Here is a 22,472-nt window from a genome sequence, read left to right as displayed (position 1 = left end):
ACGGTGTCGTGCCCCGGGCCCCGCGGGAAAGCTAGGAGCCGACCGTCACCTTCGGCGCGGCCGCGACCCCGACGAGCTCACGTGCCCACGCGAGGAGCTCGCCGCCGGCCAGGGGGCGACCCCCGATCCGTGCCGTGGTCGGGTAAGGGATCAGCACGGTGCGCACCGCGGGCTTGAGCACGCTGCCCGGGTAGAGCCGCTTGATCCGCAGCTGAGCCGACTCGGCCAGGTCCACCGGTGCGAGCCGCACGAACTTCCCCTGCGCCGTGACGTCGGTCAGCCCCGCCTCACGCGCGAGGTTGCGGAAGGCCGCGACCTCGAAGAGGTTCTCGACCTGGACGGGAAGCGGCCCGTACCGGTCCACCAGCTCCTCGCGGACGGCCTGCAGCGCGTCGTCCGTCGTGGCGTCGGCGATCTTGCGGTACGCCTCGAGGCGCAGCCGCTCGTGCCCGATGTACTCGTGGGGCACGTGGGCGTCGACCGGGAGCTCGAGGGTCACCTCGGAAGGGGCCTGCTCGCCCTCGCCACGGAAGGCGGCGACCGCCTCGCCGACCATCCGCACGTACAGGTCGAAGCCGACCCCGGCGATGTGGCCCGACTGCTCGCCGCCGAGCAGGTTGCCGGCCCCACGGATCTCGAGGTCCTTCATCGCGACCGCCATGCCCGACCCCAGGTCGGTGTTGGCCGCGATCGTGGCCAACCGGTCGTGGGCGGTCTCGGTCAACGGTCGCTCGGGCGGGTACATGAAGTAGGCGTAGGCCCGCTCCCGACCACGGCCCACCCGTCCGCGCAGCTGGTGCAGCTGCGAGAGCCCCAGCAGGTCGGCACGTTCGAGGATCAGGGTGTTGGCGTTGGAGATGTCCAGGCCCGTCTCGACGATGGTCGTGCACACCAGGACGTCGAACCTCTTCTCCCAGAAGTCGACGATCACACGCTCGAGCTGGTGCTCGCCCATCTTCCCGTGCGCCGTGGCGATCCGGGCCTCGGGGACCAGCTCGGCCAGCCGCGAGGCCGCCCGCTCGATCGAGTCGACCTTGTTGTGGATGTAGAAGACCTGGCCCTCGCGCAACAGCTCACGGCGCACCGCCGCGGTGACCTGCTTCTCGTCGTAGGCCCCCACGAAGGTCAGCACCGGGTGACGCTCCTCGGGCGGGGTCGCGAGCGTCGACATCTCGCGGATCCCGGTCACAGCCATCTCCAGGGTGCGTGGGATCGGCGTCGCGCTCATCGCCAGGACGTCCACGTTGGTCCGCAGCTGCTTGAGGACCTCCTTGTGCTCGACCCCGAAGCGCTGCTCCTCGTCGACGATGACCAGCCCGAGGTCCTTGAAGTGCACCTCTCCGGTGATCAGCCGGTGGGTGCCGATGACGACGTCGACGGTCCCTTCCCGCAACCCTTCGACGACCTCCTTGGACTCCGCCGCGCTCTGGAAGCGCGAGAGCGCCTTGACCGTGACGGGGTACGGCGCGTAGCGCTCGGCGAAGGTGTCGAGGTGCTGCTGCACCAGGAGGGTCGTGGGCACCAGCACCGCGACCTGCTTGCCGTCCTGGACCGCCTTGAAGGCCGCCCGGATCGCGATCTCTGTCTTGCCGTAGCCGACGTCACCGCAGATGAGGCGGTCCATCGGGACCGACTTCTCCATGTCGGCCTTGACCTCGTCGATCGTCACGAGCTGGTCGGGGGTCTCGATGTGGATGAAGGCGTCCTCGAGCTCGGCCTGCCACGGGGTGTCCGGGCCGAACGCGTGGCCCTGGGTCGCCATCCGGGCCGAGTACAGCCGGATGAGCTCGCCCGCGATCTCCTTGATCGCCTTGCGGGCCCGGCCCTTGGTCTTGGCCCAGTCCGACCCGCCCATCCGGTTCAGGGTGGGCGACTCCCCTCCTACGTACTTGGTGATCTGGTCGAGCTGGTCGGTCGGCACGTACAGGCGGTCCCCAGGCTGCCCCCGCTTGGACGCCGAGTACTCGATGACCAGGTACTCCCGGGTCGTGGCTGACGGACCGGTGCCCACGGTGCGCTGGACGAGCTCGACGAAGCGACCGACCCCGTGCTGCTCGTGCACCACGTGGTCGCCCGGGCGCAGCGCGAGGGGGTCCACCGAGTTGCGGCGGCGCGAGGGCATCGCGCGCATGTCCTTGGTCGAGGTCCCGGCACGGCCGGTCAGGTCGGCCTCGTTGAAGACCGCGAGGCGCAGCTCGGGGGCCACAAAGCCTCGTCCGGCGGGCGCGGGGGTGACCAGGACGACCCCGACCTCGGGGTCCTGCGTGACCTCGGCGACCAGACGGGCCGGAACCTCCGCGGCGCTCAGCTGCTCGACCATGCGCACCGCCGGCCCGTGGCCGTCGGTGGTCAGCACCAGACGCCAGCCCTCACGCTGGAGCCCCCGCAGGTCCGTGACGGCCTGGGCGACGTCACCCCGATACCCCTGCACGTCACGGCCGGCGACCACGAGCGCATCGGCGCCCTCGGCCTCGTCGCCGTCGTGCGAGGCACCCTCGTGGGCGGCCCCCTCGGGGTCGACCGTGCCGTCGAGGCTGAAGCTGCTGAACGTCCACCAGCCCAGCCCGCGGGCGAGGGCCAGGCCCCGGGTGTCGCCGTAGTCGGCGAAGGACGCCGCCCGCAGGTCGATCGGCGTGCTGCCGCCCGCGGCCGCAGCCGTCCACGCGGCGTCCAGGAACTCCTGGGTGGTCGCCAGCAGGTCGTGGGCCCGTCGACGCACCCGTTCAGGTTCGGACACCACCAGCAGCGCGTGCTCGGGGAGCAGGTCCAGGACCGGAACCATCCGGTCGACCAGTGCCGGCGCCAGCGACTCCATCCCCTCCACGGCGATGCCCGCCGCGAGCCGGTGGAGCATCTCCGCCGCACCGGGCAGCTGCTCGACCAGTGCCGCGGCCCGGTCGCGGACCGTGTCGGTGAGCAGGATCTCGCGGCACGGCGGCGCCCACAGACCCTCGGCCGCGACCTCGAGGCTGCGCTGGTCGGCCACCGAGAACCAGCGGATCTCCTCGACGTCCTCACCCCACAGCTCGATCCTGAGCGGGTGGTCGTCGGTGGGCGGGAAGACGTCGAGGATCCCCCCGCGCACGGCGTACTCCCCGCGCCGTTCGACCATGTCCACCCGCGTGTACGCCGCTGCCGAGAGCCGGTCGGCGACGTCGGTGAGGTCCGCCTGCTCACCCACGTGCAGCTCGACCGGCACCAGGTCACCCAGCCCCTCCACCACGGGCTGGAGCAGGGCCCGGACGGGGACGACCAGCGCGCGCACCGGACCTGACTGGCCGACGGCCTGCGCGGGGTGAGCGAGCCGCCTGAAGACCGCAAGCCGCCGCGCGACCGTGTCGCTGCGCGGCGAGAGCCGCTCGTGCGGCAAGGTCTCCCACGCCGGCAGGACGGCGACGTCGTCGGCCGGCAGGTAGCAGCGCAGAGCCGAGGCGAGGTCGTCGGCGTCCCGGCCCGTGGCCGTCACCACCACCACGCACGCGGTCGCCTCGGCGCCCTCGCCCGAGGTGCGCAGCTGCTGCAGCGCGTCCAGCAGGGTGGCGACCAACGGCGGACGCAGCCCCGCCGGGACGACGACGTCGACCGCGCCTCGCCCCGCCGCAGACGGGGCGAGCTCACGGAGCCGGGCGACGGTGGGGTCGTGGTGCAGGACGGGCAGCAGGCCGGTGAGGTTCATGGCTCCAGTTCACGACGAGGGCGGCAGCGCGCAGGGGTCCCGCCGCGGGCAGCCGGGCGCATCTCGCCCCGGGCCGGCGACCGGTCAAGGACAGCCTACGTCGGACGTGAGCGCTCGCCGTGCGCCGGTTCTCAGCCCGTCACTGCGGAGTGGAGCGGCTGCGTCAGCGCGTCCAGGGCGTGACGGAGCTGGGTGCTCGAGGTGTGCATCGTGTACGGGAAGTAGACGACCGAGACACCCACCGTTGCGAAGTCCCGCTCGAGGCGTTCCCCCTTGGGTGTGCCCCGCCAGTCGTCACCCTTGAAGATCACGTCGAAGCCGACGGTCCGCCACGTGTCCAGCTTGTCAGGGAGCACCTCGGCCACCGCCTCGTCCACCACTGCGAGCGAACGGACGATCTCGATGCGCTCGCTCAGCGGGACCACGGGCCGGCGACCCTTGGTGAGCTCGAGCATCTCGTCGGAGACGACACCCGCGATCAGGTAGTCGCAGTGCGCCCTCGCATGCTTGAGGATGTTGAGGTGCCCGATGTGGAACAGGTCGAACGCCCCGGGTGCGTATCCGATCACTCGTCCTCCTCCATGGCACGTCTCGGCCGACGCGCCGCCCGCTGGCTCGGCTCGAGCGACGAGCACCCGTCGTGCCGGATGGGTGTCGCTGGCCGGTGCACGTGGATGATCTTAGGGCAGACCGGTCGAAAACGGACAGGGTCGATCGGGTGAACTTCCCCCCTCGCCCTGGCTTCCGCCTCGACCACCGCCGCGCCCTGCTCCGAGCGGGTGAATTCGGCGGCTGCTGCGCACCGCCCTCCTGCGACAGTGCCCATCGGGCCCGGAATAGGGAACAATCAGCGCATATGTGGACGCTCGTCCGAGCATCCACGACCGCAGGCATCGACCGACCTGCACGTCCCGCCGACGAGGAGCCTTCCGCATGGATCTGAGCGACTACGTAGCCGCACTCCGCAAGAGGTGGCTGGTCCTCGCCGTGCTCGGACTTGTCGGGGGCAGCCTCGGATATCTCCAGGCGGGGGCGACCACGCCCATGTACCGAGCCACCAGCTCGGTGTGGGTCTCGCTCGGTCAGGGCGAGACCGTGAGCGAGCTCGTCCAGGGGACGACCTACGTGCAGAACCTCGTGCAGTCCTATGCGCAGCTCGCCACGATGCCGACCGTCCTCGAGCCGGTGATCGAGGAGCTCGAGCTCGACATCAGCGCAAGGGCGCTCGCCCGCACGATCTCGGCGGACACTCCGCTCAACACGGTGATCATCGAGATCTCGGCCGTCAGCGCCGATCCGGAACGCGCAGCTGCCGTGGCCGACGCGGTCTCACGGCAGCTCGACGAAGCGGCACAGGAGGTGGCACCGGCGAGAGCCGACGGCACCGCCTCCGTGTCGATGCGGACGGTGGCTTCCGCCCACGTGCCCACGGTCCCCTTCGTCCCCAACACCAAGCTTCTCACCGCCACCGGGATTCTCCTGGGGGTCGCGGCCGGGATCGCCTTCGCCGTGATCCGAGAGCTCCTGGACACCAAGGTGCGATCGGGCAGGGACGTCGCCCGGGTCACGGAGAGCGCGGTGCTCGGGACGATCGGGTTCGAGCGCAGGCTCCGAGAGCACCAGCTCGTGATGCGATCAGACGCGCGTAGCCCACGCGCAGAGTCCTACCGACGCCTCAAGACCAACCTGCAGTTCCTCGACGTCGGGCGCAAGGTGCACAGCATCGTGGTGACCTCGGCCCTGGCCGGCGAGGGCAAGTCGACGACCGCGATCAACCTGGCGCTCGCCGTGGCCGAGGACTCGCGCAAGGCCCTTCTCGTGGATGCCGATCTCCGCCGACCCTCGGTCGCCGAGTACTGCGGCATCGAGGGCGTCGCCGGGCTCACCAGCGTGCTGATCGGCAAGGCGACGCTCGCCGACGTCGTGCAGCCCTGGGGCCACCCGAACCTGCACGTCCTCGCGTCGGGAGCACTTCCACCCAACCCGAGCCAGATGCTCGGCTCCCCCGCGATGGCAGAGCTGCTCGCGGAGATCACGCAGACGTACGACATGGTGATCTTCGACTCCGCCCCCTTGCTCCCGGTGGCGGACGCCGCGATCCTCTCCCGAATCAGCGACGGTGCGGTCGTGGTGGCCGGCTGCCGCAAGGTGCACCGCAACCAGCTGGCGGACGCGCTCCGCGCACTGGAGTCCGTGGGCGCGAGCTGCCTCGGCATCGTCGTCAACCGCGTGGCACAGCGCGAGAGCGACGGCTACTACAGCTACGGCGCTGCCCCGGCATCGCCTCGCCACAGGCGACGGTTCCGGCGTCGCAAGAGCACCGCGGCCATCGCCGACGACCTGCTCGGCGAGACGGCCGGCTCCTCGGATCCCTTGCCGCACGAGTCCGAGGCAGCACGGGCCCAGACGCAGGAGCCCCCCGTGCCTCGCCAGCTCGACGTCATGGTCGAGGACGCCCCTGAACCAGCGGCGACCGGTAGCCGGGCGACGTGACCACCGGCGTTGCGCCCAGCAGTACCGGGAGCGTGGTGGCCCTGGCACCCCGCTCCTCGCTCCGCCCCGTCAGCACAGCGCAGCGCGTCTCGCCCACGGCTTCGGCTCTGGTCCCCTGGATCGCGATCCTCACCCTCGTCCTGCTGGGCATGCGGCAGTTCCTGTGGAGCGGGCTGACATCGGGGTACGCCCTTGCGTTCCTGCTCGCTCCGGTCTGGTTGCCGGTGCTGCGCCGCTACTGGGGCGGCCGGTGGCTCTTCGCGCTGACCGCACTGGCGCTCGTGTCCGGGCTCTGGCTGACCGAGCTCGCATCCCTCGACCACCGGACGAGCATGTCCAGTCTCGTCGGGACCACGCTCATGGTCCTGGGGACTGTGTGCGGCGTCGGTGTCATCCTCTGGGCGCGACTCGTCACGTCGGACCGGGTCGTCGGGCTCGCCTTCGGGTCCGGACTCGCGATCTCGGAGCTCACCGGCGGCGACCTGGCCAGTGCGAACCCTTGGAAGTACGCGATCGCGGTGCCCCTGGCACTGATCCTGCTCTCGCTCGTCAACCGCCCGGACCGCAAGGGAGGGCAGGTCGCTGCCCTGATGCTGCTGGCAGCGGCATCTGCCCTCCAGGACTCCCGTTCGTACTTCGCGACGTTCCTCGTCGCAGGCCTGCTCACCGCATGGCAGATGCGCCCCACGATCTCCGGTCGGCGGTCCTCGGCGATCACCGTCGTCGTCCTCATGGGGATCGTAGGCGTCACGGTCTACAACCTCGGGACCACCCTCCTCGTGGGGGGCTTCCTCGGCGAGGAGACGCAGCAGCGGTCGATCGAGCAGATCGACGCCTCCGGATCGGTGCTGACCGGCGGACGGCCCGAGATCGCCGCCTCGTGGGCACTCGTCCAGGCCCGCCCTTACGGCTACGGATCAGGAGTGGCCCCCAACCTCGACGACATCCTGGTCGCGAAGACGGGAATGGCGTCGATCGGGTATCAGCCGAACAACGGCTACGTCGAGAACTACATGTTCGGCGGTGAGTTCAAGCTGCACTCGATCGTCGGGGACTTCTGGTCGAGCTTCGGGATCCCCGGAGTCCTGCTCGCGTCAACAGTCGCACTCCTCGTGGTCCGGGGGTTGAGTCTGGCGCTCGCCCGGCGGACGGCGAGTGGCATCGTCGTCTACCTCAGCTGCGCGACACTGTGGAACCTTGCGTTCAGTCCTCTGTACGGCTCGATCCCCAGCCTCATGCTCACGCTCGGGCTCGTGATGACACTGCGCGAGCCCACACCGGCGTCCCGTCCCGTGCCGAGACCGAGACCGACGAGCTCCCATGCAGCGGCCTGAGAACCCGCGCGCCCGGACGTTGGCGGGTTTCGTCGACCCCCGTGCCAACACCCTGAACTTCGTCCGGCTGATCCTGGCAGGGAGTGTCGTCTTCTGGCACGCCTACCCCCTCAACGGTCACCCGTTTCCGTGGGAGGGCGGCCGACAGATCGCCGGGAGCATCGGGGTCGACGGCTTCTTCGCCATCAGCGGCTTCCTGCTCGCCGGGAGCTGGCTGCACAAGCCGCACATCGCCACCTACGCGAAGAACCGGCTGCTGCGCATCATGCCCGCCTTCTGGGTGTGCCTCCTCGTGGTCGGGTTCGGCTTCGCGCCTCTGGCGGCACTCGCCCAGGGCGGGTCGGTGGGGCAGGTGCTCGACGGACCCCACTCGGCTCTCCAGTACGTGCTGAGGAACTCGGCACTCACGATCCAGTTCCACGACGTCGCCGGCACCCCCGCTGATGTCCCCCTGAGCGGGGTCTGGAACGGGTCGCTGTGGACCCTGCGGTGGGAGGCCCTCGCGTATGTCGGCCTGGCGGCGCTCGGGCTGCTCGGCATCCTGCGCCATCGTGCCGCGGTGCTCGCGCTGCTCGGGCTGCTGTGGCTCGCCACCATCGGCCTGGCCGCTGACGTGCTCCCCCAGAACTACTGGCTCGTGAACGGGACGCGCCTGGGGCTCATGTTCGTGGCCGGCATGGTCCTTCACCTCTACGGTGACCGGATCACGTCGCGGTGGTGGCTCGCGGCCGTCTGCACGGCGCTGCTCGTGGCCTCCCCGCTGCTGCCGGACTACCGCATCCTCGCCGGCCCCGCAGTGGCCTACCTCGTCATCTGGTCCGGTGGTCGGATCACGGATCCGCGGCTACGGCTCACCGATCGGGACATCTCCTACGGTCTCTACATCTATGCGTTCCCGATCCAGCAGGCTCTCGTGATCGCAGGCTCAGCCGCCCTGCCACCCCTGGTCGCAGCCGTGCTGGCCATCGCGTTGACGGTCCCCCTCGCGGTCGCGAGCTGGGTGCTGGTCGAGCGGCCGGCGCTACGCCTCAAGTACCGCCGCCTGTGGCCACGCGCCTGGTCCCGCGTCCGGCTCGCCTCCCCGCAGCCGACGTCCTCGCTGCCCGGCACCGTGCCGGTGCGGCCGGTGGCCGGCCACACCGGCGTCGGACACCTTCCCGCCGTGGTCATCCCGGGCGTCGACGTGACGGACCCGCCGCCACCCGCGCCCCCGTCCTGAGGGCCGTGCGCACCGAGTGGCGGTGCGTGCGTGTGGTCATCCCGCTGGTACGGCGATGAGGTCGTCCCATCGGGCGGTCACCGGGGCGTTGGTGGTCGACCCGGTCAGGTAGGTCAGCACACCGATCCCACCAGCGACCTGCAGCGCAGGGGTGGCATCGGTGGTCGTGACCTGCCAACCAGCCGGCTCCTCGGCCCCGACCTTCCACACCTTGGCCCTGATCGTCGTCGGAGAGGTCCCCGAGACCTCGACCCGGATCCGCAGCTCGTCGTTGGCCGCATAGGTCAGCCCCGGCACCAGGACGGACTGCAACGTCGTGCCCGAACGCATCGCACTGATCGTCACCGCCCCGGACTCGAAGACCCGCACCCGCGCGTGGTAGTCGTCGGTGGTCGTGGTCCGCCGCCCGATCAGAGCCACGAACGTCCCACCCCCGGTTGCCACCTTGTCCAGCGAGACCGTGGCCGCCAGGTCCACCGAGGTCGAGGACGCACCGTTGAGATAGGCCGCAACCGTCCCACCAGGGGTCGGCAGCCTCAACGAACCCACCCCGTCACCGACCTGGTAGTTGGCCGCAGACCCGGCCGACCGCTGCCACGCGCCCCCGACATCGGCCATGCCCCAGTCACCCACCACCACACGCCCGAACCCGTCCCGCGCCAGCTCGGTCACCGGACCCGGCTCGACCACCGTCACCTCGGCCGCGACCGTCCCGGTCGCACCCTGGTTGTCCGTCACCGTCAACGTCACCGTGTAGGTGCCCGCAGCCGCGTAGGTGTGCGACGCCGTGACGCCCGCGCCGGTCGCCCCGTCACCGAAGTCCCACGCATACCCCGCGACCGTGCCATCCGGATCAGAGGACCCCGACCCATCCACCGACACCGCCAGATCACTGACCGAGGACGAGAACACCGCCACCGGCACCTGGTTCGCAGGCGGAGGACCAGCCACCGACACCTGCCGTGTCGTCGTGCCCGTCGCACCGGCGTTGTCCGTCACCGTGAGTCGCACGGTGTAGGTGCCGGACGTGGCGTAGGTGTGCGACGCCGTGACGCCCGCGCCGGTCGCCCCGTCACCGAAGTCCCACGCGTAGCCCACGATCGTGCCGTCGACGTCGGAGGACCCGGAGCCGTTGACCGAGACCGTCAACGAGGAGACCGCGGAGGTGAAGGACGCCGTCGGCGCACTGTTCACCGCCGAGCCCAGACCACGCTGGTGATGGGCCGCGACCTGGGCGGCAGTCAGCGCCGTGGGGTAGATCGCGACCTCGTCCAGCGCACCGCCGAGGTAGTCGCTCGAGGGGCGAGGCGACCAGCCGGAGAGGTTGTCCCCGCCGATCCGCCAGAAGCCGCTCATCCCCCGGCCGGTCGAGACGTCGTCGGCCTGGGCGACGAGAGCACCGTCGACGTAGAGCCGCTGCCCGGCCTTGCTCAGGGTGGCCACCACATGGTGCCACTGACCGTTGTTGAAGGAGCCCTGGCTGTTGACCGTGTACCTGCGCCCCGGGTACACCCCGAACCAGATCCGGCCCGAGTTGTCCATCCACACGTGGCGGTCGTGCCACGTCGAGCCACCCGTCGACCGGTTGCCGAAGCCGACCAGCTGGCCACCACGCGTGGTCGTCGTGCGGACCCAGACCTCGATCGAGAACGTGTCGGGAGCCTGGACGGCCGTCGTGGTGGACGCGAAGCCCGATGTCGTTCCGCTGAAGGTGCTGGCCCTGTCGGAGTCATGGGCGATCGCCCCCGTCGCCCCTCGGCTGACACCACCCGCAGCCACCGCGTCAGAGACCCCCGCCCAGTCGCGCACCGTCGTCCCGGACAGCTCCCCGAGCCGCCAGTACGACGAGGCGCCGTCATCGAGCACACCTCGCGCATAGGCACCGAGCGATCCGGTGGTCCCGACCGTGCCCGCTGTCCAGCCGGAGCCGGCCACGTTCCCGAAGGCGTCGGTCACCGTCACGCGGTACTGCTGCGTCGAGCCGGGAGGCAGTCCGGTGTCGGTGTATCCCCTGGTGGGCAGGCTGAAGAACGGGGCCGTGACGTCCTCGGTGAAGATCGGCGCGCCGGTACCCGATCGGTAGAGGCGGTACGTCAGGGTCATGTTGTCGCGGTCCCAGCTGGTAGGCCAGGCGATGCGGAGCGCTCCCGCCGCGACCGAGGTCACCCGCGGGTTCAGCGCGGCGCCACCGATGCGCGGGCCCTCCTTGTTCGGCGCGATCTCCCGGTTCGCCATGCGCACCAGCCCTTGCTGGCGCACACCGTTGACGTGGGTGAACTCCCCCCCGAACACGACGTAGTCCTGACTCGCCGTCACCGACCACGGGCCCTGGTTCTTGCCCGTGTAGCTTCCCGGTGTGAAGGCGGGGTAGAAGTACAGCATCGTCGGCCCGGGGTATCCGAACCAGTTGGTGTACCCCGCCTGGTCGTTCTTGAGCGGCGTGGTCGGGTAGTTCGTGAAGGCGTTGCCGTGGTGCCATGTCCACGGCGACGTCTGGGGGAACCCGCCGTCGACGTTGTTGCAGTAGTGATGGTGCGTCGCGCTGTAGACGACGTCACCCTTGGGGTAGACGCTGTAGGTGTCCCCGTGGCAGTCCTGGACGAAGATGATGTTGCCGTTCCAGTCGGTCTTGAAGTTCCCCTCGAGGTTGCCCCCGCTGCCGAAGTGGTACCCCCCGCCGTAGACGCCGGACGCATCGGACGCCAGGGTGGTGAACGAGGAGTTGGGTCCGGCGTCCCGGATGACGTTGTTGGCGGGGAAGGGCAGGTTCGCCCCGGTGACGGCGTCCACCATCCCGATGCCGTAGCCCGGACGGTTCGAGCCGTTGAGCGAGGTGAAGTTGCCCGCCGCGACGACCTTCGTCAGGTCGGGCGAGACGGCCAGCGCGGCCACCCGCCCGTTCTCTGCGCGGGGCGCCCACGGGAGGAGGGCGCCGTTCGAGGCGTTGACGGCGGCCAGCCCGAGACGCTCGACGGAGTTGACCGCGCTGAAGGAGCCGCCGACGTACACGGTCGAACCGGCCGCCTCGACCGCGCCGACCTTGAAGTTGACTGCGGGCCGGAAGCCGGGCAGCACCGCACCCGTCGTCGGGTTCAGCGCCACGACGCGGTACTGGGTCGTACCGTTGACCGACGTGAAGTCTCCGCCCGCGTAGATGCGCGAACCATCAGGGGACGCACTGATCGACATCACCTGGGCGTTGAAGGATGGTGCGAAGGACGAGAGCAAGGCTCCTGTCGTGAGACTGAACGCGAGCATGTTGGCCCGCGGCACCGTGTTGGCACCCGGAGCGGCGCCGGCCGGACGAGCGGTGGTGAACCTGCCGCCGACGTAGACGGTGTTGCCGACGATGAGCTGGTCCCACACCACGCCGTCGATCTGCACGGTCGGCAAGCCGTCCGCAGCGACGGTGACTGGCACTGAGGGGTCTGCCGGTGCTGTGTCGGCCATGGCAGAGGGAGCCACGAAGACCCCGACCAGGCCGATGACGATCGTGATGCTTCCTGCGATGCTCCGTCGAACCGATGAAGTGCCCACGGCGGGTCCCGGTGATGTCGGATGGCGCAGGGGGCCGCGCCAAGTCCTACGATCGTAGAACGGACAATCTGTACGGAACAGGATGAAAAGGGGCGAACCGCCCTCGCCGTTCCTGATCGTCCACCCAGGCGAGATCGCACGGCGCTCGGCGGGAAGAGACGCAGCGGCAGGTCGGCCGGTGACGGGAGAGGACGGCCCTCCTCGTCAGGAGAACGGCACCCCTCACCCTGCGCGGCGGTACTCGACGAACGTGTGCCCTACCGCCGCGGCAAGGAGTCCGGTGCCGCGTGCTGCGGTCCACGCGCCCCTGCCCTGGTGCTCGGGGTTCGAGGTCAGCAGACCCCACGCGACCCTCCCGCCGCCGGCCAGCAGCCGCGCGAGGCCTCCGCTGATGGCGCGGATCCGGATGGTCATCGCCTTCCCCCTGGTCGACGCCAGCATCAGCTCGACCAGGACGCTGGTCGTGCCGGACCTGTGGCCGCGCCGCAAGGTCCATCGGCCGGTCAGCCGATCACTCGGGACGAACTCGCTCACCACAGCTTCGTCGCACCAGTAGATCTGGCCGTCGGTCTGACGGATCTGCTTGGTGAACAGGTGATCCGAGCCGCCCGCGAGTCCCAGCCGGTCGTCGAACTCGAGCCCGTGCCGCCGGACGTGACGCATGTCGAGCAGGAGGTTCCCGGAACCGGCTGCCTCGAGTGGGGTCCCGGTCGGCATCCGGCGACGGTCGAACACCCGGGCCGCCCTCACCCACGACGCCGGGGGTGACTCATGGACGCGCAGGACCGGTCCCGCCAACGCCGCACCTCCGAGACGGGCGTGGGTGTCCACCATGACGCTCAGCCACTCACCCTCAGGAGTCTCGTCGTCGTCGATGAACACCAGGGTGTCGACGTCAGAGGCCTCCCGAAGGGCCGCGTTCCGGCCGGCCGCGATGCCCGGCCGCGGTTCGTGCACGAACGTCACCTCAGGAAGGTCGAGCTCCTCGACCGCGGCACGCGCACTGGCCCCCGGATCGTTGTCGACCACGACGACCCGCGCTGGGGGGACCTGGACGCGTGCTTGTCTCGCAAGCTCAGGGAGCAGGGCTCCCAGGACGTCCGGTCGCTGGTAGGTCAGCACGGCTACCGCCACACGGCGACCGGCGGCCGGCATCACGTCCATCCGCCGAGGATACAAGGGCTCGGGCCAGCGCAGGCGGACGCCGCTACACAGCAGGTGCACGAGTGTGGAACGATCACGATCCATCGGAGACAGGAGGACCATGAGCTTCAAGCTGGCGGTCATCGGTACGGGCTACGTCGGACTCCCGCTGATCCGCGAGGCGATCAGAGCCGGGATCCCCACCTTCGGTTTTGACATCGACCTCGACCGTCTGGGCGAGATGCGCGCAGGGCGCTCACGGGTCGACGACATCTCCGATGACGAGCTCGCCACGATGCTCACGAACGGGTTCACACCCACGGCGGAGCCCTCGGACCTGGACGAGTGCGACACCTACGTGATCTGCGTCCCCACCCCGCTCACGGAGGACGGCGGCCCGGACCTCTCAGCCGTGATCTCCTCGGCAGAGATGATCGCCAAGCGAGTACGACCGGGCGACCTGGTCGTCCTGGAGTCCACGACCTACCCGGGCACCACGGAGGAAGTGGTCGGTCCGATCCTCGAGACGAGCGGCCACGTCGTCGGACGGGACATCCTCCTGGCCTTCTCCCCCGAGCGCATCGACCCGGGCAACCCGCGGTTCTCTCTGCGCAACACCCCCAAGGTCGTCGGCGGCGTCGACGAGCGCAGCACGGCCCGGGCAACGGAGCTCTACTCCCGGGTGTGCGACGAGGTGGTCATCGCCAGCGGCACGCGCGAGGCCGAGCTGGCCAAGCTCCTCGAGAACACCTACCGGCACGTCAACATCGCCCTGATGAACGAGCTGGCGCAGCTCGCCCACGAGCTCGACATCGATCTCTGGGAGTCGATCCGTTGCGCGTCGACGAAGCCCTTCGGTTTCCATGCCTTCTACCCCGGACCCGGGGTCGGCGGGCACTGCATCCCGATCGACCCGAACTACCTCTCCCACCACATCCGGAGCCGACTGCGCCACCCCTTCCGGTTCGTCGAGCTCGCTCAGGAGATCAACGCGGGCATGCCCGCGTACGTCGCCCGGCGGACGCAGGACCTCCTCAACGATCTCGGTCGGCCGGTCCGGGGGTCGCGGATCCTCCTCCTGGGTGTGACGTACAAGGAGAACATCGCCGACCAGCGCGAGTCTCCCGCCCGAGACGTGGCGACCGCTCTCCTGCACCTGGGTGCTGACCTGCACTACTGGGACCCGTACGTCGCGCAGTGGCAGAGCGGCGGGTCACCGATCCCTCGGGTGATGGACGTCGCGGAGGCCGCTGTCGACATGGACTGCGCGATCCTCCTGCAGAACCACCGGGAGCTCACCCCCGACCGGCTGGCGGCGTTCGGCCAGAAGCTGCTCGACACCCGAGGAGTCACCGTCACCGGTCGGCGGCTCTAGTCGTGCCCCGAGGCGATGCGCTGGACAGCGTCCCGGTGATGGGCGCGCTGTGGCGCGCATCGACGCGCCCGGTGGGTTCCGTTCGCGCGGTGACCTCACCCGACCGCTCGGTCGTCCTGACCTTCGATGACGGGCCGCTCCCGGGGTCCACCGACGGGGTCCTCGCGTCGTTGGCCGACGCCGGGGCGTCGGCCACCTTCTTCGTGCTCATGACCCGCGTCCGCAAGGCCCCGGGACTGCTCCAGGAGATCATCAGCGCGGGCCACGAGGTCGCTCTGCACGGTCCTGACCACGTGCGCCTGACCACCCTGACCACCCGGCAGGTGGTCGACCGGACCCGGGCAGCGAAGCTCGAGCTCGAAGACCGGCTGGGTCGTCCGGTGCGCTGGATCCGGCCGCCGTACGGCTCGCAGTCCCTGCGGACCTGGTCCGCGGTGCGCGGGGCCGGTCTCGTTCCGGTGATGTGGGGCGCGACCACGTGGGACTGGAAGGACATCACGACGCCCCAGCGGCTCGAGGTCGCGATGTCCCACCTCTCGCCGGGGCAGATCGTGCTGGCGCACGACGCCATCGCCGACGCCGAGGACGGCGCCGACCCACGGGTCGACTTCCCGCTCGACCGGGGGGTGTTCGCCAAGCAGCTCCTGGCCGGATACCACGACCGCGGCTACACGGTCGTCAGCCTGGCCGACGCCCTGGCTCGCGGGGGCCGGCTGCGGTCCTGGGCGTGGTTCGGCCGGTAGGCGGCGTCGAGCCGGCGGAGTCCGCACCGATGCTGCCACGGGCCCGCACTCGGCGGATCACCTCGACAGGAGCTCGGCCTGCCTCGTCACTCGCAGGAGCCTGCCGGATCTGCGTCGGCGCGCACCTCACGTGACCATACGACTGACCACATCGACCACCCGTGCCCGGAAGGTCTGGGGTGAGTGCCGTGCGACCGCTGTCGCGGCATCTGCCCAGGCGTCGTTCCGAGACCTGTCCCACTCGCTCACGACACGCACGATCCCGTCGGCCAGCGCCTCGGCACTGCCGGGGAGCACCGTGTGCGCGGAGCGGTAGCCAGCCGTGGCCTCGAGCAGCCCGCTCGTCTCACTGGCCACGACCGGCCGAGCGCACAGCACCGCCTCGACCGCCGTGTTGCCGAAGGGCTCGTCGATCCGCGACGGAACCACGACGAGGTCGCTCGACCGCACCAGATCCCAGACCTCGTTCCTGAACCCGTGAAAGGTGACCCTGTCCCGCAGGTCGAGTCGCGCTACCTGCGCCTCGAGCTCGGCCTGGTACCACTCGTATCCGGGGAACACCGCACCCACGAGATCGAGGTGGGCCGTCACACCACGCTCGTCCAGACACCTCAGGGCATCGACCGCGACATCGACCCCCTTGCGAGGGGAGAGCCTTCCGATGTAGACGATCCTCACCGGCGGCTCGAGCACCTCGCGCCCCATCGACCGATCGGCCGGACCAGGGACCCCGTTGTGCACGAGCTCGATCCGACGACCCAGTCGCGGGAAGGACCGCGCGATCACCCCGATGCTGAACCGGCTGTTCGCAATGACGACATCCGCCGCCAGGAGAGGTAGTCCGAGGACGGTCCGCGCCCAGGCAGGCGCCGACCCCTCGGCCTCGTGCACGTGGCAGAGCGTCGGCACCCGTCGCAGGCGGGCCAGCAGCACCCACAGCGGGATCGTCACTGTGTTGACGTACATGGCCGCAGGCCGCAGGTGGACGAGCAGCCGCCATCCGTGACGCAGTCCGGCGAGGGTGTCCCGCAGGAGCGTGACGACACCACGCGGCCGCAGCAGCGCCTTGCGCAGCACGAGGGTCGGGCAGATCGCGACGTGCGCCCCCCGCTCCCGGACGAGGGCCGAGAGCGGGCCGTGGGCGGGCAGGGTGACGATCACCCGCCACCCTGCCTCGACCAGGGCACTGACGCTCTCCAGGGCGACCCTGTCCGACCCGTAGAGATCGGCGCTCGGATGAGCGAGCAGGATCGTCCGCCCGGTGCCCCCACCGTGGTGCGTGCGTGTGGTCATCCCGCTGGTACGGCGATGAGGTCGTCCCATCGGGCGGTCACCGGGGCGTTGGTGGTCGACCCGGTCAGGTAGGTCAGCACGCCGATCCCACCAGCGACCTGCAGGGCAGGGGTGGCATCGGTGGTCGTGACCTGCCAACCAGCCGGCTCCTCGGCCCCGACCTTCCACACCTTGGCCCTGATCGTCGTCGGAGAGGTCCCCGAGACCTCGACCCGGATCCGCAGCTCGTCGTTGGCCGCATAGGTCAGCCCCGGCACCAGGACGGACTGCAACGTCGTGCCCGAACGCATCGCACTGATCGTCACCGCCCCGGACTCGAAGACCCGCACCCGCGCGTGGTAGTCATCGGTGGTCGTGGTCCGCCGCCCGATCAGAGCCAGATACGTCCCACCCCCGGTAGCGGCCTTGTCCAACGAGACCGTGGCCGCCAGGTCCACCGAGGTCGAGGACGCACCGTTGAGATAGGCCGCAACCGTCCCACCAGGGGTCGGCAGCCTCAACGAACCCACCCCGTCACCGACCTGGTAGTTGGCAGCAGACCCGGCCGACCGCTGCCACGCGCCCCCGACATCGGCCATGCCCCAGTCACCCACCACCACACGCCCGAACCCGTCCCGCGCCAGCTCGGTCACCGGCCCCGGCTCGACCACCGTCACCTCGGCCGCGACCGTCCCGGTCGCACCCTGGTTGTCCGTCACCGTCAACGTCACCGTGTAGGTGCCCGCAGCCGCGTAGGTGTGCGACGCCGTGACGCCCGCGCCGGTCGCCCCGTCACCGAAGTCCCACGCATACCCCGCGACCGTGCCATCCGGATCAGAGGACCCCGACCCATCCACCGACACCGCCAGATCACTGACCGACGACGAGAACACCGCCACCGGAACCTGGTTCGCAGGCGGAGGACCAGCCACCGACACCTGCCGTGTCGTCGTGCCCGTCGCACCGGCGTTGTCCGTCACCGTGAGTCGCACGGTGTAGGTGCCGGACGTGGCGTAGGTGTGCGACGCCGTGACGCCCGCGCCGGTCGCCCCGTCACCGAAGTCCCACGCATACCCCGCGACCGTGCCGTCCGGGTCAGAGGACCCCGACCCATCCACCGACACCGCCAGATCACTGACCGAGGACGAGAACACCGCCACCGGAACCTGGTTGGCAGGCGGAGGGGTCGCGGACGTCGGGTAGGCGATCAGGTCGTCGAAGGCACTGGTCATCGGCGCATTGGTCGACGACGCCGAGAGATAGCTGCTCAGCCCGATCGCCCCAGGGGCCTGCAGCGCAGCGAACGAGTTCGTCGCGCTCACCTGCCAGGTCGCGGGCTCGGCCGCCCCGACCTCCCACGCCTTGGCCTGCACGGTGGTCGGTGACGTCCCGGTGACCTGCAGACGCACCTGGAGCTGATCGCTGGTGGCGAAGTCCACATCGGGCAGCACCACAGCGCCCAGCGTCACCCCGTTCTGCATCGCAGCCAGCGTCACTGCTCCGGTCGAGAGGAACCTCAGGCGACCGGTGTACTCACTCGTGTCGACCCGACGACCGATGACCGACACGTACGTCCCGCCGCCGGTCTGGACCTTGTCGAGCGAGACCTTGACCTGCACCTCGGTATCGGTCGAGGAGACCGCGCCGAGGTAGGAGGACACGGTCGCACCCGATGCGTTCATCCGATGTGTCGCCCTGCCCCCGGAGACCGCGTAGTTCGCCGCAGACCCGGCCGAACGCTGCCACGCGCCCCCGACATCGGCCGTGCCCCAGTCACCCACCACCACACGCCCGAACCCGTCCCGCGCCAGCTCGGTCCCCGGACCCGGCTCGACCACCGTCACCTCGGCCGCGACCGTCCCGGTCGCACCCTGGTTGTCCGTCACCGTCAACGTCACCGTGTACGTCCCGGCAGCCCCATAGGTGTGCGACGCAGTGACCCCCTCACCCGTGGCCCCGTCACCGAAGTCCCACGCATACCCCGCGACCGTGCCGTCCGGGTCCGAGGACCCCGACCCATCCACCGACACCGCCAGATCACTGACCGAGGACGAGAACACCGCCACCGGCACCTGGTTCGCAGGCGGGTCGGTGACCGTCACCTCGGCCGCGACCGTCCCAGTCGCACCCTGGTTGTCCGTCACGGTCAACGTCACCGTGTACGTCCCGGCAGCCCCATAGGTGTGCGACGCACTCACACCCTCACCCGTGGCCCCGTCACCGAAGTCCCACGCATACCCCGCGATCGTGCCGTCCGGGTCCGAGGACCCCGACCCATCCACCGACACCGCCAGATCACTGACCGAGGACGAGAACACCGCCACCGGCACCTGGTTCGCAGGCGGGTCGGTGACCGTCACCTCGGCCGCGACCGTCCCGGTCGCACCCTGGTTGTCCGTCACCGTCAACGTCACCGTGTACGTCCCGGCAGCCCCATAGGTGTGCGACGCAGTGACCCCCTCACCCGTGGCCCCGTCACCGAAGTCCCACGCATACCCCGCGACCGTGCCATCCGGGTCCGAGGACCCCGACCCATCCACCGACACCGCCAGATCACTGACCGAGGACGAGAACACCGCCACCGGCACCTGGTTGGGCGGCGCACCCGTCGTGCCCAGGGAGTAGTGCTCCGCGACGACCGCGGAGCTGAGCGCCCGTGAGTAGACAGCGACCTCGTCGATCGTTCCGGCGAAGTGAGGCTGCGGGCCCCACGTGGTGTCGCTGCCGACCTTCCAGTACCCGTTGTAGGCCTGGGCAGCCGTCTGCCCGTGCTGCCCGACGAGGGCACCGTCGACGTAGAGCCTCATCCCGGCGGACGACTGGGTGGCCACCATGTGATGCCACTGGCCGTCGTTGTAGGACTCGGGCGATGTGATCGTGCTGGCCTCTCCCGTCCAGACACCGAAGGTCAGCTGTCCGCTGTCCTCCATGTAGACGTGGCGGTCGTAGTTGTTCGACAGACCTGTCCTGCTGCTGCCGAAGCCGATGAGCTTCCCGCCTGCGGTGGTCGTCGTCTGGAACCACAGCTCCTGCGAGTAGGTCGTCGGGTTGGTGAACTGCTGGTCGCTCGACAGCATCGCCCCGTTCCCGTTGAAGGTGGCGGCCGTGTCGGCCACGTCGGGGAGGGCACCGGGCGCCCCCAACGTGACGCCGTTGCGGTAAGTGCCGGTGCTGTCGTTGAGGCTGGTGTCCGAGGCCGTCGTCCCTCCGGACTCGCCGAGCCTCCAGTAGAGGTCCGGGTCTGCACCGCGGACGGCAGCACCATAGGCGTCGCCCGGTACGGGGGGGACCGATGACGTGCGTCCGGAGTCCGTGTAGTGCTGGAGGACCTGCTCGTGGGTCAGGACCGATGGGTAGATGGCGACGTCGTCGAGCGACCCAGCGAGGTAGTTGCTCGTCGGCCGGTTGGTCCACCCGTTGAGGTTGTCCCCACCCAGTCGCCAGTAGCCCGAGAAGTCCTGTCCTGCAGTGACATCGGTGCGCTGGCCGACCCGCTTGCCGTCGACGTACAGGCGCATGCCGTTCGGGCCGAGCGACGCGACCACGTGGTGCCACTGACCATCGTTGAACGAGGCCGTGCTGTTCACGGTACGCACCCCGCCCGGGTGGACCCCGAACCAGATCCGGCCGGCGTTGTCCATGTAGACATGGCGGTCGTAGCCGCTCGAGTTCCCGGTCGCCGAGTTCCCGAAGCCGACCAGCTTGCCCCCGCGGTTGGTGGTGGTGCGGACCCACGTCTCGATCGAGAAGGTGTTGGGTCCTTGGACCGCGGTCTGCGTGGAGGCCGTGCCGCTCGAGGAGCCGCTGAAGCCTGCCGCGGCGTCAGCGTCACCGATGATCGCGCCGCTGACGCCCCGGGTCACGCCGTCGCCGGGAGTCGCGTCGTGGAATCCCGCCCAGTCGAACAGCGGGCCGGAGGGCTCCCCGAGGCGCCAGTACGACGAGGCGCCGTCATCCAGCACGCCCTCGGCGTAGTCGCTGAGCGTGCCGTCCTCGGCGATCGTCACCGTGACCCACTCGGACTGCGCCAGGTTGTTGAAGGGGTCGGTCGCGGTCACCCGATAGCGCTGGGTCGACCCCGGCGTGAGACCGGTGTCGGTGAAGCCCATGACCGGAAGGTCCCAGAAGGGTGCCGTCACCGTCTCGTCATAGATCGGCGGCAGTGCGGTGCTCTCCCGGTACAGCCGGTAGCGCAACGTCATGTTGTCGCGGTCCCAGTTACCAGGCCAGGAGATCCTCGCCGTGCCCTCCGCGAACGAGTTCACCCGGGGGTTGAAAGCGGCACCCGCGAGACGCGGGCCCTGGGCGTTGGGGGCGTTCTCCTTGGTCGTCATCCGGACGATCCCCTGCTGACGCACACCGTTGACGTGCGTGAACTCACCCCCGAAGACGAGGTAGTCCCCCTGTGAGATGACCGACCACGGGCCCTGGGTCTTGCCCGTGTAGGAGCCGGGGGTGAATGCAGGGTAGAAGTAGAGCATCGTGGGCCCGGGTGTCCCGAACCAGTCGAAGTACCCGTCCTTGTCATGCTTGAGCGGGGTCGTGGCGTAGTTCGTGTACGCGTTGCCGTGGTGGAAGGTCCACGGGGAGGTCTGCGGGAACCCGCCGTCGACGTTGTCGCAGTAGTGGTGGTGAGTCGCGGAGTACACGACGTCCCCCATGGGGTAGACGCTGTACGTGTCACCGTGGCAGTCCTGGACGTACTCGATCTCACCGTCCCAGGAGGCCTTGAAGATGCCCTCGAGGTTCCCGCCCGGCCCGAAGTGGTACCCACCGCCGTAGACGCCCGTCTCGTCGCCGGCAAGGGTCGTGAAGGAGGAGCTCGGTCCACCGTTGCGGATCAGGTCGTTGGCGGCGAACGGGAGGCTTTCACCCGTGACGGCATCGACCATCCCCATGCCGTACCCCGGTCGATCCGAGCCGTTCAGCGTCGTGAAGCTCCCGGCGACCACGACCTTCGTCGCGTCCGGGGAGACCGCGATCGCGGCGACGCGGCCGTTCTCCGCCCGCGGCGCCCACGGGAGCAGCGCCCCGTTCGCGGCGTTGAGGGCAGCCAGACCGAGCCGCTCGCTCGAGCCGACGGCACTGAACGAGCCACCCACGTACACGACCGACCCGACCGCCTCGACCGCGCCCACCTTGAAGTTGACTGCGGGGCGGAAGTTGGGGAGCACAGCTCCGGTGGTCGGGTTCAGTGCCGCGACGCGGTACTGCGTGGCCCCGTTGACGGTCGTGAAGTCACCACCGACATACAGGCGCGACCCGTCCGGCGAGGCGCTGACGGACATGACCTGCGCGTTGAACGTCGGCGCGAACGACGAGATCAGCGCTCCGGTCTGGAGGTCGAAGGCGAGCATGTGCGCCCGCGGGACGGTGTTCACACCCGGTAGTGCCCCCGCAGGTCTGGCCGTGCTGAAGCTCCCGGCGACGTAGACCGTGTTGCCCACGATCTCCTGGTCCCAGACGACGCCGTCGATCTGGACCGTGGGCAGACCGTCGGCCGTGACCGTCTCAGGAAGCGTCGGATCGGCAGGAGCCGTGTCCGCCATGGCCGGCGTCGCGACGACGACCGTCGCCAGTGCGGTTGCCACAGCGATGAACGCGGCAATGCGCCGCCGAACCGGTGTCCTGGCCATGGTGTCCTCATGTCGTCGCGGGGGATCGGCGAATGATCGCGCCA

Annotated in this window: 11 protein-coding genes; 5 read left to right on the top strand and 6 right to left on the bottom strand. The window is 69.9% G+C overall.

The genetic code is table 11. The features are described from left to right. Positions 1–31: 31 nt before the first annotated feature. Together mfd and M1R94_RS09800 are read right to left on the bottom strand one after the other, a co-directional pair. The gene (gene mfd, locus M1R94_RS09805; protein WP_249381510.1) at positions 32–3,676 is read right to left on the bottom strand and encodes a transcription-repair coupling factor; all 3,645 of its coding nucleotides are present in this window, start codon (positions 3,674–3,676) and stop codon (positions 32–34) included. Between the two features lie 131 nt (positions 3,677–3,807). After that, entirely contained in the window at positions 3,808–4,245 is a 438-nt protein-coding gene (locus M1R94_RS09800) for an FAD synthase family protein (protein ID WP_249381509.1), read from the bottom strand. Between the two features lie 364 nt (positions 4,246–4,609). On the opposite strand from M1R94_RS09800, the gene M1R94_RS09795 reads away from it, so the two are divergent. From M1R94_RS09795 to M1R94_RS09785, 3 genes are read left to right on the top strand one after another with little or no spacing between them, the layout of a single operon-like run. Continuing rightward, complete coding sequence (locus M1R94_RS09795; protein ID WP_249381508.1) at positions 4,610–6,169, top strand: tyrosine-protein kinase domain-containing protein; 1,560 nt, start codon at positions 4,610–4,612, stop codon at positions 6,167–6,169. Next, positions 6,166–7,503, top strand: a complete 1,338-nt coding sequence (locus tag M1R94_RS09790) for a hypothetical protein (RefSeq protein WP_249381507.1) — start codon at positions 6,166–6,168, stop codon at positions 7,501–7,503. Before M1R94_RS09795 ends, M1R94_RS09790 begins: the two co-directional genes overlap by 4 nt. Further along, positions 7,490–8,722 (top strand): acyltransferase family protein, encoded by a 1,233-nt coding sequence (locus tag M1R94_RS09785; RefSeq protein ID WP_249381506.1) that lies wholly within the window; start codon positions 7,490–7,492, stop codon positions 8,720–8,722. The genes M1R94_RS09790 and M1R94_RS09785 overlap by 14 nt, the downstream gene beginning before the upstream one ends. Before the next feature lie 36 nt (positions 8,723–8,758). Here the strand turns inward: M1R94_RS09785 and M1R94_RS20725 are convergent, their stop codons facing one another. Next, a complete protein-coding gene (locus M1R94_RS20725; RefSeq protein ID WP_249381505.1) occupies positions 8,759–12,142 on the bottom strand; it encodes a PKD domain-containing protein in 3,384 nt (1,127 codons plus the stop codon). A 339-nt stretch (positions 12,143–12,481) separates the two neighbouring features. Next, the gene (locus M1R94_RS09775) at positions 12,482–13,423 is read right to left on the bottom strand and encodes a glycosyltransferase family 2 protein (RefSeq protein ID WP_249381504.1); all 942 of its coding nucleotides are present in this window, start codon (positions 13,421–13,423) and stop codon (positions 12,482–12,484) included. Positions 13,424–13,523: 100 nt separating this feature from the next. Between M1R94_RS09775 and M1R94_RS09770 the strand changes: the two genes are divergently transcribed. Together M1R94_RS09770 and M1R94_RS09765 are read left to right on the top strand one after the other, a co-directional pair. Continuing rightward, positions 13,524–14,777: a nucleotide sugar dehydrogenase gene (locus M1R94_RS09770; protein WP_249381503.1), complete on the top strand. Its 1,254-nt coding sequence runs from the start codon at positions 13,524–13,526 to the stop codon at positions 14,775–14,777. An 89-nt stretch (positions 14,778–14,866) separates the two neighbouring features. Beyond that, on the top strand, positions 14,867–15,520 hold the full coding sequence (locus M1R94_RS09765; RefSeq protein WP_249381502.1) for a polysaccharide deacetylase family protein: 654 nt from the start codon (positions 14,867–14,869) through the stop codon (positions 15,518–15,520). Between the two features lie 126 nt (positions 15,521–15,646). Here M1R94_RS09765 and M1R94_RS09760 read toward each other — a convergent pair whose 3' ends face one another. Together M1R94_RS09760 and M1R94_RS09755 are read right to left on the bottom strand one after the other, a co-directional pair. Continuing rightward, a complete protein-coding gene (locus tag M1R94_RS09760) occupies positions 15,647–16,813 on the bottom strand; it encodes a glycosyltransferase (RefSeq protein ID WP_249381501.1) in 1,167 nt (388 codons plus the stop codon). Next, a complete protein-coding gene (locus M1R94_RS09755) occupies positions 16,810–22,428 on the bottom strand; it encodes a PKD domain-containing protein (RefSeq protein WP_249381500.1) in 5,619 nt (1,872 codons plus the stop codon). The genes M1R94_RS09760 and M1R94_RS09755 overlap by 4 nt, the downstream gene beginning before the upstream one ends. Positions 22,429–22,472 lie beyond the last annotated feature (44 nt).

The sequence above is a fragment of the Actinotalea alkalitolerans genome (assembly GCF_023369855.1).
Taxonomy (GTDB): Bacteria; Actinomycetota; Actinomycetes; order Actinomycetales; family Cellulomonadaceae; genus Actinotalea.
The sequence above is the reverse complement of the archived record's forward strand: the minus strand, read 5'-3'. Positions and strand labels throughout refer to the sequence as shown.

Coding starts and splice junctions, on each gene's coding strand:
- mfd (WP_249381510.1), bottom strand. CDS start 3,676: ATGAACCTCACCGGCCTGCTGCCCGTCCTGCACCACGACCCCACCGTC.
- M1R94_RS09795 (WP_249381508.1), top strand. CDS start 4,610: ATGGATCTGAGCGACTACGTAGCCGCACTCCGCAAGAGGTGGCTGGTC.
- M1R94_RS09785 (WP_249381506.1), top strand. CDS start 7,490: ATGCAGCGGCCTGAGAACCCGCGCGCCCGGACGTTGGCGGGTTTCGTC.
- M1R94_RS09775 (WP_249381504.1), bottom strand. CDS start 13,423: ATGGACGTGATGCCGGCCGCCGGTCGCCGTGTGGCGGTAGCCGTGCTG.
- M1R94_RS09770 (WP_249381503.1), top strand. CDS start 13,524: ATGAGCTTCAAGCTGGCGGTCATCGGTACGGGCTACGTCGGACTCCCG.
- M1R94_RS09760 (WP_249381501.1), bottom strand. CDS start 16,813: ATGACCACACGCACGCACCACGGTGGGGGCACCGGGCGGACGATCCTG.
- M1R94_RS09755 (WP_249381500.1), bottom strand. CDS start 22,428: ATGGCCAGGACACCGGTTCGGCGGCGCATTGCCGCGTTCATCGCTGTG.